The organism is Dyadobacter sp. Leaf189, assembly GCF_001424405.1.
Classification (GTDB): domain Bacteria; phylum Bacteroidota; class Bacteroidia; order Cytophagales; family Spirosomataceae; genus Dyadobacter.
The window spans coordinates 279,175-293,752 of the sequence record NZ_LMPS01000005.1; the positions used below are offsets into that span (position 1 = coordinate 279,175).

Below are 14,578 nucleotides of genomic sequence, written 5' to 3' on the forward strand. Positions count from 1 at the left end.
GAAAAAAATAATATTGTCGATCCAAAAAGAAAGGTAACGGAGGTTTTTGGGAAATTTCCTGTTTGTGAAATGGTAAAATATAGAAGGTATCCGGCGGATACGTGGAAATAGAAGTCAGCCGCAGAGCGGCAGGGTGCTCCTCCGGAGCTAGGCGTGGGCTGCAAATGGTTCTTTTTAACTTGCCTGCCTTCAACCTAATTTCCTGATATAGTATATCCTGAATTTCGCAGAGATTGCAAACACCAGAGATCACAGCCTTGGAATTAGATATGCGCCAAACTTCTATATTTGCCGCATGGACAAACACACACAAAAACACGACACCTTCCTAAGAGCCATCATGGCCAACAAGGAGATCGCCCTGGACTATTTCCGGACCTGCCTCCCGCAAAACATCCAGGATCTGCTCGATTTTTCGACTCTCGAACAACTTCCGGACACATACGTTTCTAAGGAGCTGCAAAAGTCCATTTCGGACATTGTGTACACCTGCAAGAGGGCAGGCGGGAAAGGCGAAGTAAAAATCTCACTGTTAGTGGAGCATAAGAGCTACGTCGACAAATACGTGCCGATCCAGATTGGGAGTTACATTTTCTCCGGACTTCTGAAACAAATCGGCAACAAGGAAAGCCCCTCACTGATCATCCCAATACTACTTTATCACGGCAAAGACCGCTGGGAGTACAAAACGCTGGTGGATCTCTTCGAAGATCTGGAACCAGTGTTGCAAGGATTTGTGCCTGACTATCAGTATATTTTTCACAATCTGGGCCAGATTCCAGATGAGGATATTGTAGCATTGCATAACAGATTTCTGGCTGCATCGTTTCTGGCGATGAAATACAGTGCGTTTAAAGAACATTTGAATGCACTAATTCCCACGATATTAACGCTGGGAAGCGACATGGAGAAGAACTTGCTAAACACTTTGATAGTTTATACATTAGTAGGGAATCCGCTAGGTAGGGAACAATTTTTAGAACTGATTACATCGTTACCACCATTTCCAAACAAAGAATCGATTATGGACACCTTAGAACAATTCGTAGAAAAAGGCCGGAAGGAGGGCCAGGAGGAAAAAGCCCTTGATGCTATAAAAAGAATGATCAAGCTATCATCGCTCACTGATGAGCAGATCGCTGTCTTTCTAGATGTAACTGTAAATTATGTCGCAAATGTTCGGAAAAGGGTTGCCTCTGAGCTATAAAGCTTTAAGGTTATCATTTTTATTTTTCCATAAACTCCCCAATCCGCTCCATACAAATCCGCTCTGTCAAATCCCGCAGCACTTTCACGCGCTCGGATAAATATTCCAATTCCTCTTTCTCAATCTTGTAATTCATATTATACCTAGAATCGATATACGCCTTCTGCAAAAGCTCAAATAATCGCTTTTTCACAGGAGTGTTTTTCGGGAAAACCGATTCAAAGGCGGAATTAAGTTTTTCAACTTGCTTTCCCAATTCCTCTATATCGTGAATTTTTGGTTTGTAATCTGTGAAGACCAAAAGAATGACAACGTAGAATCTCTCAGTAGCTTGATGTAGTAAAAAAGCAGCTTCTTTATAATACTCGGGATCATCTTCTCCTTTCTGAAAATACATTTCAAAGCCTTCTAAAAACCGGCTTGAAGACTTAAACCAAGGGCCAAACTGATCCAATGCTTTTCTTTGTCTTTCCTCAGGATTCATGTTCTTTGGCTCGGATAAAGTAAAATTTCCCGAATTGAAAAGCATTATCCCTTCTTTTAAAATATCGACAAAGAAATATTGATTTTGCTCAATCGCATTGTTGACAAAGCCAATACCGTGATGAATAAGGCTGATATTTGTTTGCTCACCATTGTTATTTATAACCTTTTTCAGGTTCCACCACTTTTCGTCAGCTTTTGCAGATTTCTTGTCTTTGGCGATAACTAATATATCGTAGTCGCTTACATACTGAGTATGCTCCTGAAAATCCTCCACCCAATCACCACGCGCGTGGCTTCCGAAAAGGATAATCATTTCGGCTGGGATTTTTTCTAAGATGATTTTGGTGATGGTTTTTAATTCTTCTTGTTTGTCTTCGGGGAGGTGGGAGAGGGAGGTTTTCACAGAGTGTGGGTGTTCAGCTAAATGACATTATTAGAAAGCCAACTTCTTATTGTTAAGCTCTACATTAAAATGAACTGTTGCTCCAAGCGCGTCGAACACTTTCAGAATAGTTTCAAACCGTGCATTTTTCACACTATTCTCGATCTTTGAAATTTGCGCCTTTTGTACACCAACAAGTTCGCCTAATTGTTCCTGAGTCAAATTGCGCTCTTGTCTTGCCTGTTTAATGGCGTGGCCTAGCAAATCAATTCTAAGCTCATTTTCAAATGCTTCTCTTTTTTCAGTTCCCCGCTCGCCAATATGTTTATCGATCATTTGGTCAAGCGAAACTGTCTTAAATTTATCCATGATCATTTCCCTTTTGCTTTGTGATTCAAATATTGCCTCCTTATTTCATCAGCTTTTTTAATGTCTTTTGCCGGCGTCTTTTGAGTCTTCTTTACAAGTCCGTGAGTTGCAACAACCATTATTTCCTCACCATCAGTTTTATCCCAAAAAGAAAAAAGCCGATAAGCTTTGCCATTATATAGCGTTCGAAATTCCCAAATAAAATCATTCAATTTCTTGAATAGCTCATTGTCATTTACAAACTGAGATTTTCTGATGTTGTAATAAATCTTGTCTCTTGTCTTTTCATCAAGATTATCTAAGAATTTGACAGCGTCTGGCAAAAATTCAATTTCAAAGTGTGCTTTCATGCAAAGATAGATCAAAGTCATAAATTTCCCAATTGGGAAACAGTGTGTTGTTCTTTAATTTTGTTCTTGGTGTCACCCAGTCACGCTCAACCTCAAATTCCCTCCCAAACCCTCCCTCACAATCCGCATCAAAGTAGAAAGTCTGATGTCGCTCGCATTGTTTTCGATTCTTGAAATGTACGTTTTCGTAGTGCCGCATTTGTCGGCGAGTTGCTCTTGTGTCAGGCCTTGTTTCTTGCGTAGCTCCTGAATCATTGCGCCTAGTTTGAAGGCTTCAAATTCCTCTTCGTATTGCTCTCGTTCGGCTGTGCCCCGTTTTCCATATTGGTCATCCAAATGTGCGGAAAAGGATGTTAACTTTTTATTTGGAGTCTCGTTGCTCATTGAAGTATTGTTTTTTGAGTTTTTCTGCCAGATCTAGTTCGCTTTTAGGCGTTTTTTGTGTTTTCTTCTGAAATCCATTTGCCAATACAATCAGGTTTCCTTTGTCAAAAAAGCTGAAAACGCGATAAATGTCAGACCCAACTTCTACTCTGACTTCATAAATTCCAGTTGAGTTAGTCATGTGCTTGAAGTATTTCTCAGGCACTTTGTCAATCGTCGCAATGAGCTGTAATATCCAGTTGAATTTCTTCTTTACTTCGGGTTTCAGCTTCCCAAAAAAGTCGAGATAGTGATTGTCATAATAGAAGATATCCCTGATAAACTTTTTGCTCATTGTTTTTATAGTGGTGTAAGTCTTGTTTGTAAAGTTAGCTAATTAGGTAACAAACGAAAAGTGTCGGGTGGTTTTTTTAAAATAAATATTTGAAAATCTGGTATTAGGGATCAGTATAAAAGCTCAAAAGGCAACCAGCGCGAAGCCGATTGCCTTTTGAGCTTTTATAGAAGTTACTTCGTGATTTACCCCTCCGCCACAATCACCTCAATATTATGCTGCTTCAGCATCTTCAAATCCGCCTCTTCGATCTTATCATCCGTCACTACTTTGTGAATTTTCTCAAAACCGCAAATAAATGCCAGCCCTGATTTCTTGAATTTCGATGAATCAGAGACAATTATGACCTCTTCGGCAATATCGATCATGATCTGGTTCAGATGCGCTTCTTCCATGTAATGCGTGAAAAAGCCGGCATTAGCCTTCATGCCGTCAATGCCCAGGAAGAGTTTGTTGCAATACAATTGCTTAAAATTCCGCTCGGCCATGGGGCCAACCAGTGACATCGAGAATTCTTTCAGATAGCCGCCTGGCATGTACACTTGCAGGTTTTCGTATTGGGCCAGGTTGTTGACGATGTCCAGCGCGTTGCTGATCACAGTCAGACTTTTGAATTTTTCGAGATTGTTCGAAATCTCAAAAGTCGTCGTGCCCGAATCGAGGATAATGCTGTCGCCTTCGTTAATCAGCGACACGGCTTTGCGGCCGATCAGGCGCTTGGTGTCATGGTTGATCTTACGTTTTTCGGTGACGGTCAGCGCGATGTTATTTGTTTTAAAAGCCCCGCCGTGCGCCCGCACGAGCAGGTTGCTATTTTCCAGTTTGTCGAGGTCGTTGCGAATCGTCACTTCGCTCACTTCCAGCATCTCGCTCAAATCGTTCACATTCACTTCGCCCAGCTCGTCCAGTTTTTGAAGTATGAGCGAGCGGCGCTGCGCAGTCTTTTTCATGGAATTAAAATCTTTTGATTCGTAAATGTAGCAACATTCAGTCAGATGGTTGTGCAAAAACGGGTCGGAACGTAATCAGAGTGCCTTCGTTTCCTGTTCTTCCTCCAAATGCGCAAAAGCACGGTGCACCTCGATAATCTTTTCAATGCGGCTGATAATCAGCGTCATCATTTCTTTTGGGAAAGAGGCTTCCACAATAATGAGTTTCAATTCAGGATCTTCGGTTTTGAAGATCTGAATGTAATGCACGTCAAACCGGCTTTTGCCGAAAGTATGCAAAATGCGGCTCAAAACATTGTTCACGTCGCTGGCATAGATCGATATCCGGCTCGGACCGGCTGGCTGATTTTCCATCGAACTATCTTTTGACTTTCACCTTAAATGCAACCCGCCTCGTCTCCGAGATAAACGAATGCGCCCCGTGGCTGTCCCGGCGCGTGTTGCCGGTTTTGGGATATTCGTAAATGCCGTAAAACGTAATTTCATGTCCGTCCGGGCAATTGGGCTTAATCTGCACCTGCGAAGTCAGCCGCTCCGCACCCGACCAATCGGCCCGGGCCAAGAACAACATCCGGCGATTTTCCATGGCCACATAAGGATCTTCGGTATAAAGCCGGAGACCAAAGTCATGCAGCGAATCCAGGTCAGATTTGGTAAAAATGCTGATCCATTCGCCGGGATTAGCGATTCCGTCCCCATTTCCTTCACCGACACGCGTTTGCTTTTCGACTTCCAGATTCACATTCCGCCCGTCTGCAATGATGAAATTTGTGAGTCTTTTTTCGGATGAATAAAATGGTACTTCCAGCAAAAACTGGTCTTTTTTACCGTTATAATTCAATACTAATTTCAGCTTCGCGCGGTCTAAGGTGGCATTCCGCGAGCGTATTTTGAAACCTGTCTTTTCATGCAAAGCTCCTTGCGCCAGCTTTGCAATCGTCATCGCCGGACTGATCACTTCCACGTCTTCATCCTGTGCAATCAGCTCAACCCGAATGGAATCCACCGCCGCGCCGCCTTTATTGAATAGCACCGGATACAGCGGGATAATGTCCCCAACAGCAGGCATCTGTCGGTCGAGCGTGTACGTCGCCATTGTAATGTGGCCGGGATCGCCGCTTTTATAAATACCAACATTTGTTTGCTCTCCTGTTCCCAGCCATTGAATACGGCCTTTTGCATCGCTCCGCACATTGGTGCGAGAAATCTTACGGGTAGGAACATCCAGCTGAATGAGTTCGTAGCGCGTATTCGGTGTGTAAATGCTATCGGTAACAATCTTCACTGACAAACCAGAAACCGTCGGACCGTCGGGCAGCCATTTTTTGGTTTGTAAACCAAATCCTTCTTTACGCACATCGTCCATTATGCTGAATCCTGGTATTTTCCGATCTGTTTTCACATCATAATTCCAGACTGAAAAATTAGGATAAAGATCAATGTGATGCCACTTTTCAGGCTTTGCCAGCGGCATCCGGAAGTACTTCATGTGAAAATCAAACTGCCCTTTGATATTCACTGCATTGTGAAAGCCGCGAAAGTAGCCGATCCCGTAATGCCAGCTTTCGTAATTCAGCTCCAAGGTTTTATAAGCATTGTCAATTTCCTGATCGTGCTGCCGCAAAAAATCCTTGCTGCCCAGATGCATTCTAATCGGCAAACCCACAAAGTTGCGGCCCATTTCCTTAAACGGCGTGAAAATCTGCAAGGCTTTCGGTCCCACTGTAAATGATGCCGACGGACAAAAAAATGAAGCGCTCGACAGCAAATGCGGGTACTTGGAAGCCACCAGCATCGACATAAATCCACCCATGCTCAGCCCCGAAACCGCCCGGCTTTCACGGTTCGATTTTGTCCGATAATGCGAATCAATGTATTTAACAAACTCCGGGAAGTAGTCCACAAACTGCCGGTCTTCTTTCACCGGTGCAATGTCGTAAGGGCGCGGATATTGCGCGGGCACAAAACCGTCCCATTTGGCAATAATCACATCGTTATCTGCTACATAGCTCGTAAAGTTATCCAGCGAATCCGGTCCGGTGCGGGCGTAGTTTCCATTAAAATCATCATAGTAGCGTGCCTCACCAGAGCGGGAAACCTCACCTTCCGCCGGACCATTAAACCGCCCCGCATTCCCATGAAAATAGTAAATCACCGGGTAGCGACGCTCGGGATGCTGGTGGTAATCAGCCGGCAAAATCAGCCGAAAATTACGCTCCTCGTTGAATACCTCGCTATAATGCTTCGCGTCTTCGATAATTCCTTTCGGCTGCGGCGACTGCGCGTAGGAAATCAGGCTTGCTGCCAATAATAGCAAGCCGATAAGAAGCTGCGTTTTCGTGTTTTTATTTTTAAACAAAATCATTGAGTTCATGCATTACTGTTCCTCCTTTTTGCGCATTTCGACCAGATCAAGTGTTCTAAAAAAGAGCGTAGTCAGGTTGTATTTTTTATCTGCTGTTAATTCTTTTCTGAGCTTGTCAGCGAGCGTTTTATCGTTTACGGTTTGGGCTAAAATCCATTTCACTTCCGGCGCGTCGGAGCCTGGTAAAATTTCCCATTTGCGCAGTGAATCCTGCTCTGCTTTAAACTCAGTCAGGTATTTCGATGCCAGATCCGGTTTGCCGGAATCCCTCAACAGCTTCACGCCAAGGTAGTTGCTGAATGCATTGCGGTTGCCTGCTTTGTCAGGATTAAGGGAATAGTCAATAATTCTTTGCTCGTACTGGCGGGCTCTTTCCGCGTGGCCAAGTTGCTTTTCGCAATAGGCAGCCAGGTAATCGATCAGCCGCGTATCCGGTTCGTTGGGTTTTCCGGTGCCCAGGTTTTCAGGCCAGAGGCGGGCCTTTTCAAGTGATTTTAATGCTTCCTTGTACTTTTTATTTTCAACCAAAGTAAGCGCATTTGCCAGATTTGCAATTACATATAATGTATGTCCCTCCCGCGCACCTTCCTGCGGTAGTACTTTCACTTTTTCAAGCACACGCAAACTTGCCGAAAAGTTGCCTGCATTCAATAGCGATTTTGCATAATCAATTCCGATTACCGGGTTATCAGCAAAACGTTCGTACGCCTTCTGCGCGTTGGTTAAGGCTTTTTCCCGCACGCTCTCGCCCCCAGTATTGAAATGCTGGGTTAGGTAATGCCATGTGCGCCACTCCTTGGGATTGAGCTGGTTTGCTTTTTCAAGATCAAGCTGCGCCTGTTGTTTGGAAGCAGCGTCGCCTTGAAAAAGTGTTCCCCTCGCCATATAAAAAGGTGCAAAGTCGGGTTCGTTTTTGCAGGCTGCAAAGTGCGTCTTCGCGTTTTCTTTATCCGCAAGATGCCAGTAAATCAGACCCAGATAATAGCGGTTTTTCCAGGAAGGAAGCTGCTTTTCAGCCCACATTAATACGGGAATGGTTTCCAAACGAAAAGGAAATACAAACTCCGGCGACATTGCAATGGCATCCTGCAAATGCTTTTTACTTTCAGCAGGCGCGGAATCACGATTTAAATAGGCTAGCCAGTAAGAAACAGTAGGGTAGGCGGGTGCTAATGCGAGCACCTGTTTCGCTTCCTGATTCTGGCCCTGATTGACATAATCCATCGCCAGTTCCAGGTACGTTTCATGTGGTAGCTCGTTGCGGATCGCCTGCTGGAAAATGGTCTGGTTTTCTTTATTGGGCGCAAGCAGATATTGCTCAAAATGAGCGTAGTGGCTAAGCGGATCGACTTCCAGCAGTTCTTTCCAAACCTGCGCGGTTTGTTCCGGTTTGTTCAACTTTCGCAACGCAGTACCTAGCAATTGATAGGCAGTCAGGTTGTTGCGGTTGTAATCCAGTGCTTTCCTCGCATCGTGCTCCGCTTTTTCATAATCCTGCTTTTGCAATGCAATACCCGCCAGCTGCGCGTAGGCGCCCGATCGATATTCCATTGTCCAGGTTGCAACCGACAATGCTTCTTCCGCTTTCGTCAGGTCGCCGAGCTTGCGATGAAGTGCTCCATATAAATAGTTTGCGCCGCCGTGATAGGTATTTTCAGCCAGAGCTCTTCTTGCAAAATCCAGACCCTGCGCATATTCACCTTTGCGATAATGGTACTCCGCCAGCCTAACCAACGCGCCGCTGTGCGTCGGTTCTTTTTCCAAGACGGCCAGGAAACGCTGATGTGCGCCTTGAAAATTGCGCATCGCGTTTTCATCTTCACCCAATTCAAAAATGCGCTCCGCTGAATGTGGATCCTGTTTTTCGGCTGAAATAATAGGTCGGTCTAAAATCTTTTCGGGCTGAGCAGCATACACCAACCGATCATTGCCAACACTTACGCGAACTGATTTTTGATCGATACCCGACAGCGGAATTGTTTTCACAAAGACCTCCATCGGTTTCAATTGCAGCGGATTTTGAAAAATCGTTTTTCCGCTAACCGCCACTTTTAGCGTATCATGAATGAAAGAAATCGGGTTGATAATGATTTTCAAACTATCACCAGCAGATGTCACATTCAGCGTACCATAAGGCGATGCATCCACCATCCCGCCCGCGCCTTTGACCGGGAACCAGTATTCTGTTTTGGTCTCAGAATAAAATGGTCCCAGTGACTTCTGGTTATACGGACTATGGAACCCGCTTCGCTCCGCCGCCTGGTTGAATGTCACACCCGACTGTGCCTCAATATATTGCCCGTCTTTATCCGTCAGCAAATCTTCCCAGATGCCACCTTCACGCGCCCGCGACCAGATCCACAGTTTCTTGCCTGGCGCATCCGAATAAGGTGCCCAGTGACCAAAGCCAAATTTGCGGTCGTGCCAGTAGCCGCCAAACCATTCCGTATGCGTGCCGACGACGTGATAAGATTTGTCGCCGCCCGAATTATTGTTTTTGTAAAAAGACAGATCCACGCCTTTTTCATCCACGGGCCACGGACTTGCATTGCCATCGTGCCCCACATGATGCGTGCCCGGAAAAAAGAACTGCATATCATCAGAAGCCCGGAAAGCCGCATTTTCCCAGGAAAGATAGGAATCGTGCAGGGGTAGGGGATTGTACCAAAGACTTTGCGTTTCGAAATATGCCTTGTCTTTCGGGAGCACGATTTTGACGCGCCATTGCGTTCGCGAAGCCAGGTCCAGGCCGCCTACGACGCAGGTTACACTGCCGTCGGGATTGTTTTGCATCACATAATCCACCGCCGCAGCTGCCCAGGGAGCGTGACCGAGGTCGAGGCCGAAGTTATGCTCAATGCCGCCGCTCGTCCATGGTCCACGGATGCCGATCGCGCGGAATTTCATGACGTGATTGGTGTATACAAACTCCTCGCCCGTCGATTTCTCAGTCGCGCCCATGACTTTCCCACCCACTTCCGGCAGCACCTGCACTTTGATGTACGGGTTTTCCAGTTCTACGATTTTCCAGTTTTTGGTCGTGCTTTTGTCCGTATAGCCGTCGAAAACATAATATGGATAAAACGGCGCAACTTTTTTGCCGATTCCCATCACCGGCAGCGGGCTGGGATCAGAAAACGGGTATGTTTTCATCGCCTGGACCTGCTCGGTGATACTGGCTTTTTGCGCGATTAACGCTGGCGAAGTTGCCAGTAAAGCCAGAACAAACCGGGTTGTTCTGGCATTCAACGGCAGAGAAAAAGAGGAGAGGGCACTCACGCAGATGATAAATTTTAAATAGTCGCGATATTACTTTTTGCTTTTCAAAATAAGCCCTGCGAGCTCCATGCGGACCTTATGCCATTGCTCCTGATCGTAACTCCACACATCGAGGTTACCAATGGATCTGTCTCCGAAAGGTTCTTTAATGAGTTGATTCACAAGCGCATCCGCACGTTTGGTGTCGCCATCGAGCTTGGCCAGCAGGCGGAGATATTCGTACTCCTGGACACCGTCACGCATTGTTTTCAGACGGATCGACGGGCAAGGTTCGGATACATTGGGCACCATGCCGGGTTTGTAAATCACCGAGCCGTTTCCATTGAATGCGCGGTAGGTAAATTCCGCGTCGGCCTCAGAGGCTTCTTTATAAAAGTCTTTCCACGATTCGGGATCGTACCAGCCGCGTTCCCAGCCCGCACCGATGCCCCAGCTGATCCACGAGAAGGTTTTGTATTTCCAGCAAGACCAGCTGATCGCACGGTCGTTAACCAGCGGCAGGTCGATGAATGTCGAGCTTCCTACCCAGCTGTTGAGCTTCGCTTCGTAGAGCATCGGACCGTAAAGCCAGTCCTTGATGCCCATTTGCTGATACGATTTTACGGTATCGATGTTGTAGTTGATGGTATGCGACGCCCAGTCGGTGATCGATTTGCCGATCACGTCCATCGCCTCTTTGGTATAAGCGCCGTCCACGCGGAATTTTGCCTCGGGATATTCCTTTTTAAACAGATTACCATAAAACACCATCCGCGACCAGGCTTCGGGAAAGTACGATTCGTCCAGACCGTTCAGATACACCGTCAGCAGCGTCTTTTTAGGATTCACCATCGGCACCAAGTGCTGACGTACCTGTTTGATCGCGCTGCTATAAATAGCCTGATTGGCTGCATTGCGCTCCACTTCGGGTTTGCCGATATCCGGCCAGCCGGCAGTACCATGTTTTCCGTACACATCAAATGGAAGTGCAAAAGTTTCCAGCGGCTCGCCGTAGCCGGGGCCGTAAGCATAGCCCTGTGCAGCCGTGAAAGCTTCGCCGGTCAGGTATTTTTTGAGTTGTTTGTCAAACTTGTCCCACTGGATTTCGACCTTTCCGTTTTTCACCTGGATCTCAGGATCGTAAGTCGGGTCCATTAATGAGATTCTATTTCGCTTGAAAAGCTGGTACACAGCCAGTTCCTGTTTTGGGTCCATGCGGCTCAGGAAACCTTCGTGTTGCAGACTGGCCTTGAACGCATTTTCATTCGGCAGCTCAAAATCCCAGACCGTCATGCTCACCGGAATCTGCTTAGTCTGTCCGCCGATTGTGACCGAAATGACGCTTTGATAGGTGCCAGGTTTTGCTTTCTGCGCGTCAATGGGAACAAACTGGTCGACCCAGATGATCTGTGATTTTTGGTTGGGGATGCGGTTGTTAAAGTCGGGCAATGTGAACGGATATACCCAGCGCCCGCGCACTTTGGCGGAGTCGGTTTGGATAAATTTAAAGGGGATCAGCGCGTCAGGATACCAGCCTTTTCCCAAGCTCGCTTTCAGGTAACCCGTGCTCGTACTTTGCACATTGACAGACCATTCCAAAAAGAGCTCAGGCTTAATGGCAAGTTCTGCATTACCATTTTTGAATGGCGCCATTTCCAATTTGATCCCGGTCAGCTCGGCATCGGCTTCATTGGTCAGAACCAGCTGAAAAGAAACATATTCACCCCGCGCAGCATGCAGGGAAACCTGTTTCCCGTCGTAAATCCAGTTCTTATCCAGCAAATTTCCTTTGGCTGATGCACTGGAAGGCACGCCTTTGAACCGATGTTCTATAATTTCATTTGAAACGGGATCAAGCCTGACGGAGGAGGGTAGGGCGCGCAGTTGCCACGGGTCTGCGCCGAAAGTGTTATTGATGCTGCTGAATGCGGAGAATGCAATCATGCAAAGCATTTTTGTTGTAAATCTTAACATTTTGAAGTGGGGTTTGGGGTCGCTATTTCGTGGTAGGAAAGATCATAAGCTGGCTCAAAGCTTCATCTTCGCCGATCACCATATACTTGCCGTCGGCCGACGAAGCCAGCGTGCTCAGCTGGAAGCCGCGCCACAAAATGCCTTGCTCAATGCCCGGCTCTACCATTTTAAACTCGGGATTTCCAAGATCAACAAAACCGGCTTTTTCGTCGTAAGAAAACAAATGCGAGTAACCCGGCGCGCCGCCAGCCAGGCCGTACAATTTCCCGTCGCCGCCAAAAGCCAGCGCCTGCAAGCGCGGCATCATCGTCGGTTTACCCAGGTTTTTGATTGTTTTGGTTGCAGGGTCCAGTACAAACAATTGACCGTCACCGGCATTACCGCCGTACAATTTTCCATTCGGAGCCTTAGCCCAGGCTTCCACTTGTCCCAATACCTCGCGTCCCCAAACGGCGGGAAGCGGCGTTTCCAGAAACGAAATGCTCTTTTTTGCAGGGTCAAAAGTAAAAATTCGGTTTCCCGCGGCACTGCCGTAAACCAACCCTTTACTATCCTGAATCAATGCTTTGCACAAATACACCTCCGGGCCGACCGCAAAATCGTGCGCGTTTTTTAACTCCTTTTCCTTAGGTGCTACTTCGTCGAAAACCTGTGTCTTTTTTGAAGCGATATCATAGGTGAAAAACTTTCCGCTCGGGTAGCTGATGCCGTAAAGCGCTGTGCCTTGCGCATTGCTTAACAATGTGAAAATGCCTTCTCCGGCAATGGGGGAGCCAAGGTCTTTTACCTCGATTGCGTCGCCGCTGCCAATAGTTACCTGTAATAAGTGTCCGGCTTGCTGGTCTTTGCCGGAATGCGATAATGTTCCTGCGTAAAGCACATTGCCAGCGCCCTTGCAAAAGCCCGTTGCAATTGCTTTTTGTCCGGGAATGGTTTCCTGCAAATCTTTCATAGCCAGCATTTTGCGACCGGAAAGTGAGGTGACAAAGAGGTAAGGCGACAATCCTTCCTTTGCGGTAGTGCCACCGATTACCCTGTCGCCCTGTACGTGCAGTGATGTGATCGCATTCCGGTACATCGGCAGCCGCTTTTCGCTACTATTAGGAAGCGACACTTCGATGGCAAATGCATCTTTGGGCGTGAAGAATTCGTATTGCGCAAAAAGCGGGGCTGAGCTGGCCAGCGTCAGCGCGGGTATGAGTATGTTTTGGATAAGATTTCTCATTTCCGGATTTCTTTTTCGGGATTGAACTGGATCATAAACGGCCGGCTGGAATCGCCTTCACCTGTGCGGCGACGGGCTGCAAAATACAGGTTCCCGTCTTTGTCCCTGATATCCGAACCCGTGGCCTCGGTCATGGAAGTGGTAGGGTACTCGCGCAGAATCGTCGGTTTTTTGGTCGCCGGATCGAATTCCACCAGCACCGTTTTGTCTTTCAAAACATAGTTACCGTGTCCGCCGATGATGTAGTACAGCTTGCCATTTTGGCCAATGTTCAGGTTCGGAACATAAGGTCCCCAGGCGGGCGCCTTTCCTGTTTCGATCACACCGCCAAGGTCTTCCACTTTGCCAATGCCTTGTTTTTCAGGATGGAACGCGATCAGTTTTGCGCCGTAGGTAACCAGGTAAATAATGCCTTTTGCTTCATCTTTGGCATAGGCCGTTACGCCGGTGATGATCTTGGAACCGGGCGTGCCGGGGAATGCGGGCAATGCTTCTCGGGCAAAAACCAGACTGTCGCTATCCTTTTCATACTTCACCAGCCGCTGCCGCCAGTCGACATAATAGCAGTTTCCCCACCAATCGGTGAACAATACACGCGGCACGTGCGAGCTGGCCAGGCGACCGAGGTCGCGCATTTGATTTTTTTCCGGATTGTAAACCAGGAAATGCGCCTGAGGATAGGTAATGCCGTACAATGTTCCTGTTTTCGGGTCAATATCCACATCTTTAATGCTTTCATATTGCATTCCGATTCCCAGGTTTTTCAAACCGTTTTTGGCATCCCATTTCATGAAAAAACCGCCGGCATAACCTTGCGGATGCTCCATCAAGTACTCTTCTCGAGACTCACCGCCGTCGGTAGAAAAATAAATGGAACCGTCGGGAGCCGCCACAATTTTAGAATGTATTTTTCCCTGCCATTGATACGGTCGCAGGTTGGCCATTTCTTTAATGAAACCGTTGAGTTTCATCGTTTTTTGCGAAGCGTCAAACGTGTACAGACCAATGTTATTGGCGTGATTGGTGACTCCGATGTGCACGGTATTGGAAGCGGCATTGTACCCGATCGAACCCCAGGTGGAATGCGCTTCAGGAAAATCAGGGTACTCGATGAAGACGGTATTCTTATCTTCGGTGGGCGATTTCTGGGCAAAAGAAGTGGCGGCGCACATCAAATACAGCCAGAGGTGTAATGAACGTGTCAAGAAGTTAAAGGTTTAGGTAGTTATTGTTTTTGATTATGCTAATATAACTAGTCCGGCATAAATAAAATAACAAAACTTTCGAAATCTTT

At 46.8% G+C, this 14,578-nt stretch carries 13 protein-coding genes; 1 reads left to right on the top strand and 12 read right to left on the bottom strand.

The genetic code is table 11. The features are described 5' to 3' along the window. Positions 1-295 precede the first annotated feature (295 nt). Positions 296-1,207: an Rpn family recombination-promoting nuclease/putative transposase gene (locus tag ASG33_RS15580; protein ID WP_056287225.1), complete on the top strand. Its 912-nt coding sequence runs from the start codon at positions 296-298 to the stop codon at positions 1,205-1,207. Between the two features lie 19 nt (positions 1,208-1,226). Here the strand turns inward: ASG33_RS15580 and ASG33_RS15585 are convergent, their stop codons facing one another. The 12 genes from ASG33_RS15585 to ASG33_RS15640 all read right to left on the bottom strand — a co-directional run bounded on the left by ASG33_RS15585 (position 1,227) and on the right by ASG33_RS15640 (position 14,489). Next, positions 1,227-2,096 (bottom strand): HEPN domain-containing protein, encoded by an 870-nt coding sequence (locus tag ASG33_RS15585; RefSeq protein WP_056287227.1) that lies wholly within the window; start codon positions 2,094-2,096, stop codon positions 1,227-1,229. 30 nt (positions 2,097-2,126) lie between these two features. Beyond that, positions 2,127-2,444, bottom strand: a complete 318-nt coding sequence (locus ASG33_RS15590) for a helix-turn-helix domain-containing protein (RefSeq protein ID WP_200942785.1) — start codon at positions 2,442-2,444, stop codon at positions 2,127-2,129. Between the two features lie 2 nt (positions 2,445-2,446). Beyond that, positions 2,447-2,794 carry a type II toxin-antitoxin system RelE/ParE family toxin gene (locus tag ASG33_RS15595; protein WP_056287233.1) on the bottom strand — a complete coding sequence of 116 codons (348 nt, stop codon included), beginning with the start codon at positions 2,792-2,794 and terminating at the stop codon, positions 2,447-2,449. A 72-nt stretch (positions 2,795-2,866) separates the two neighbouring features. Then, the gene (locus tag ASG33_RS15600; protein ID WP_056287235.1) at positions 2,867-3,178 is read right to left on the bottom strand and encodes a helix-turn-helix domain-containing protein; all 312 of its coding nucleotides are present in this window, start codon (positions 3,176-3,178) and stop codon (positions 2,867-2,869) included. Continuing rightward, on the bottom strand, positions 3,156-3,512 hold the full coding sequence (locus ASG33_RS15605; protein ID WP_056287238.1) for a type II toxin-antitoxin system RelE/ParE family toxin: 357 nt from the start codon (positions 3,510-3,512) through the stop codon (positions 3,156-3,158). Before ASG33_RS15605 ends, ASG33_RS15600 begins: the two co-directional genes overlap by 23 nt. 185 nt (positions 3,513-3,697) lie before the next feature. Beyond that, positions 3,698-4,462 carry a transcriptional repressor AgaR gene (gene agaR / locus ASG33_RS15610; RefSeq protein ID WP_056287241.1) on the bottom strand — a complete coding sequence of 255 codons (765 nt, stop codon included), beginning with the start codon at positions 4,460-4,462 and terminating at the stop codon, positions 3,698-3,700. Positions 4,463-4,537: 75 nt separating this feature from the next. After that, positions 4,538-4,816 (bottom strand): ACT domain-containing protein, encoded by a 279-nt coding sequence (locus ASG33_RS15615; RefSeq protein WP_056287243.1) that lies wholly within the window; start codon positions 4,814-4,816, stop codon positions 4,538-4,540. 4 nt (positions 4,817-4,820) lie between these two features. Beyond that, entirely contained in the window at positions 4,821-6,827 is a 2,007-nt protein-coding gene (locus tag ASG33_RS15620) for an esterase family protein (protein ID WP_162242749.1), read from the bottom strand. A gap of 12 nt (positions 6,828-6,839) precedes the next feature. Next, entirely contained in the window at positions 6,840-10,106 is a 3,267-nt protein-coding gene (locus tag ASG33_RS15625) for a DUF5107 domain-containing protein (RefSeq protein WP_157474796.1), read from the bottom strand. A 30-nt stretch (positions 10,107-10,136) separates the two neighbouring features. Continuing rightward, entirely contained in the window at positions 10,137-12,029 is a 1,893-nt protein-coding gene (locus ASG33_RS15630; protein ID WP_229238666.1) for a glycoside hydrolase domain-containing protein, read from the bottom strand. 52 nt (positions 12,030-12,081) lie between these two features. Then, positions 12,082-13,284, bottom strand: a complete 1,203-nt coding sequence (locus tag ASG33_RS15635) for a hypothetical protein (protein ID WP_056287251.1) — start codon at positions 13,282-13,284, stop codon at positions 12,082-12,084. After that, the gene (locus ASG33_RS15640) at positions 13,281-14,489 is read right to left on the bottom strand and encodes a hypothetical protein (RefSeq protein ID WP_056287254.1); all 1,209 of its coding nucleotides are present in this window, start codon (positions 14,487-14,489) and stop codon (positions 13,281-13,283) included. Before ASG33_RS15640 ends, ASG33_RS15635 begins: the two co-directional genes overlap by 4 nt. Between the last annotated feature and the right edge of the window lie 89 nt (positions 14,490-14,578).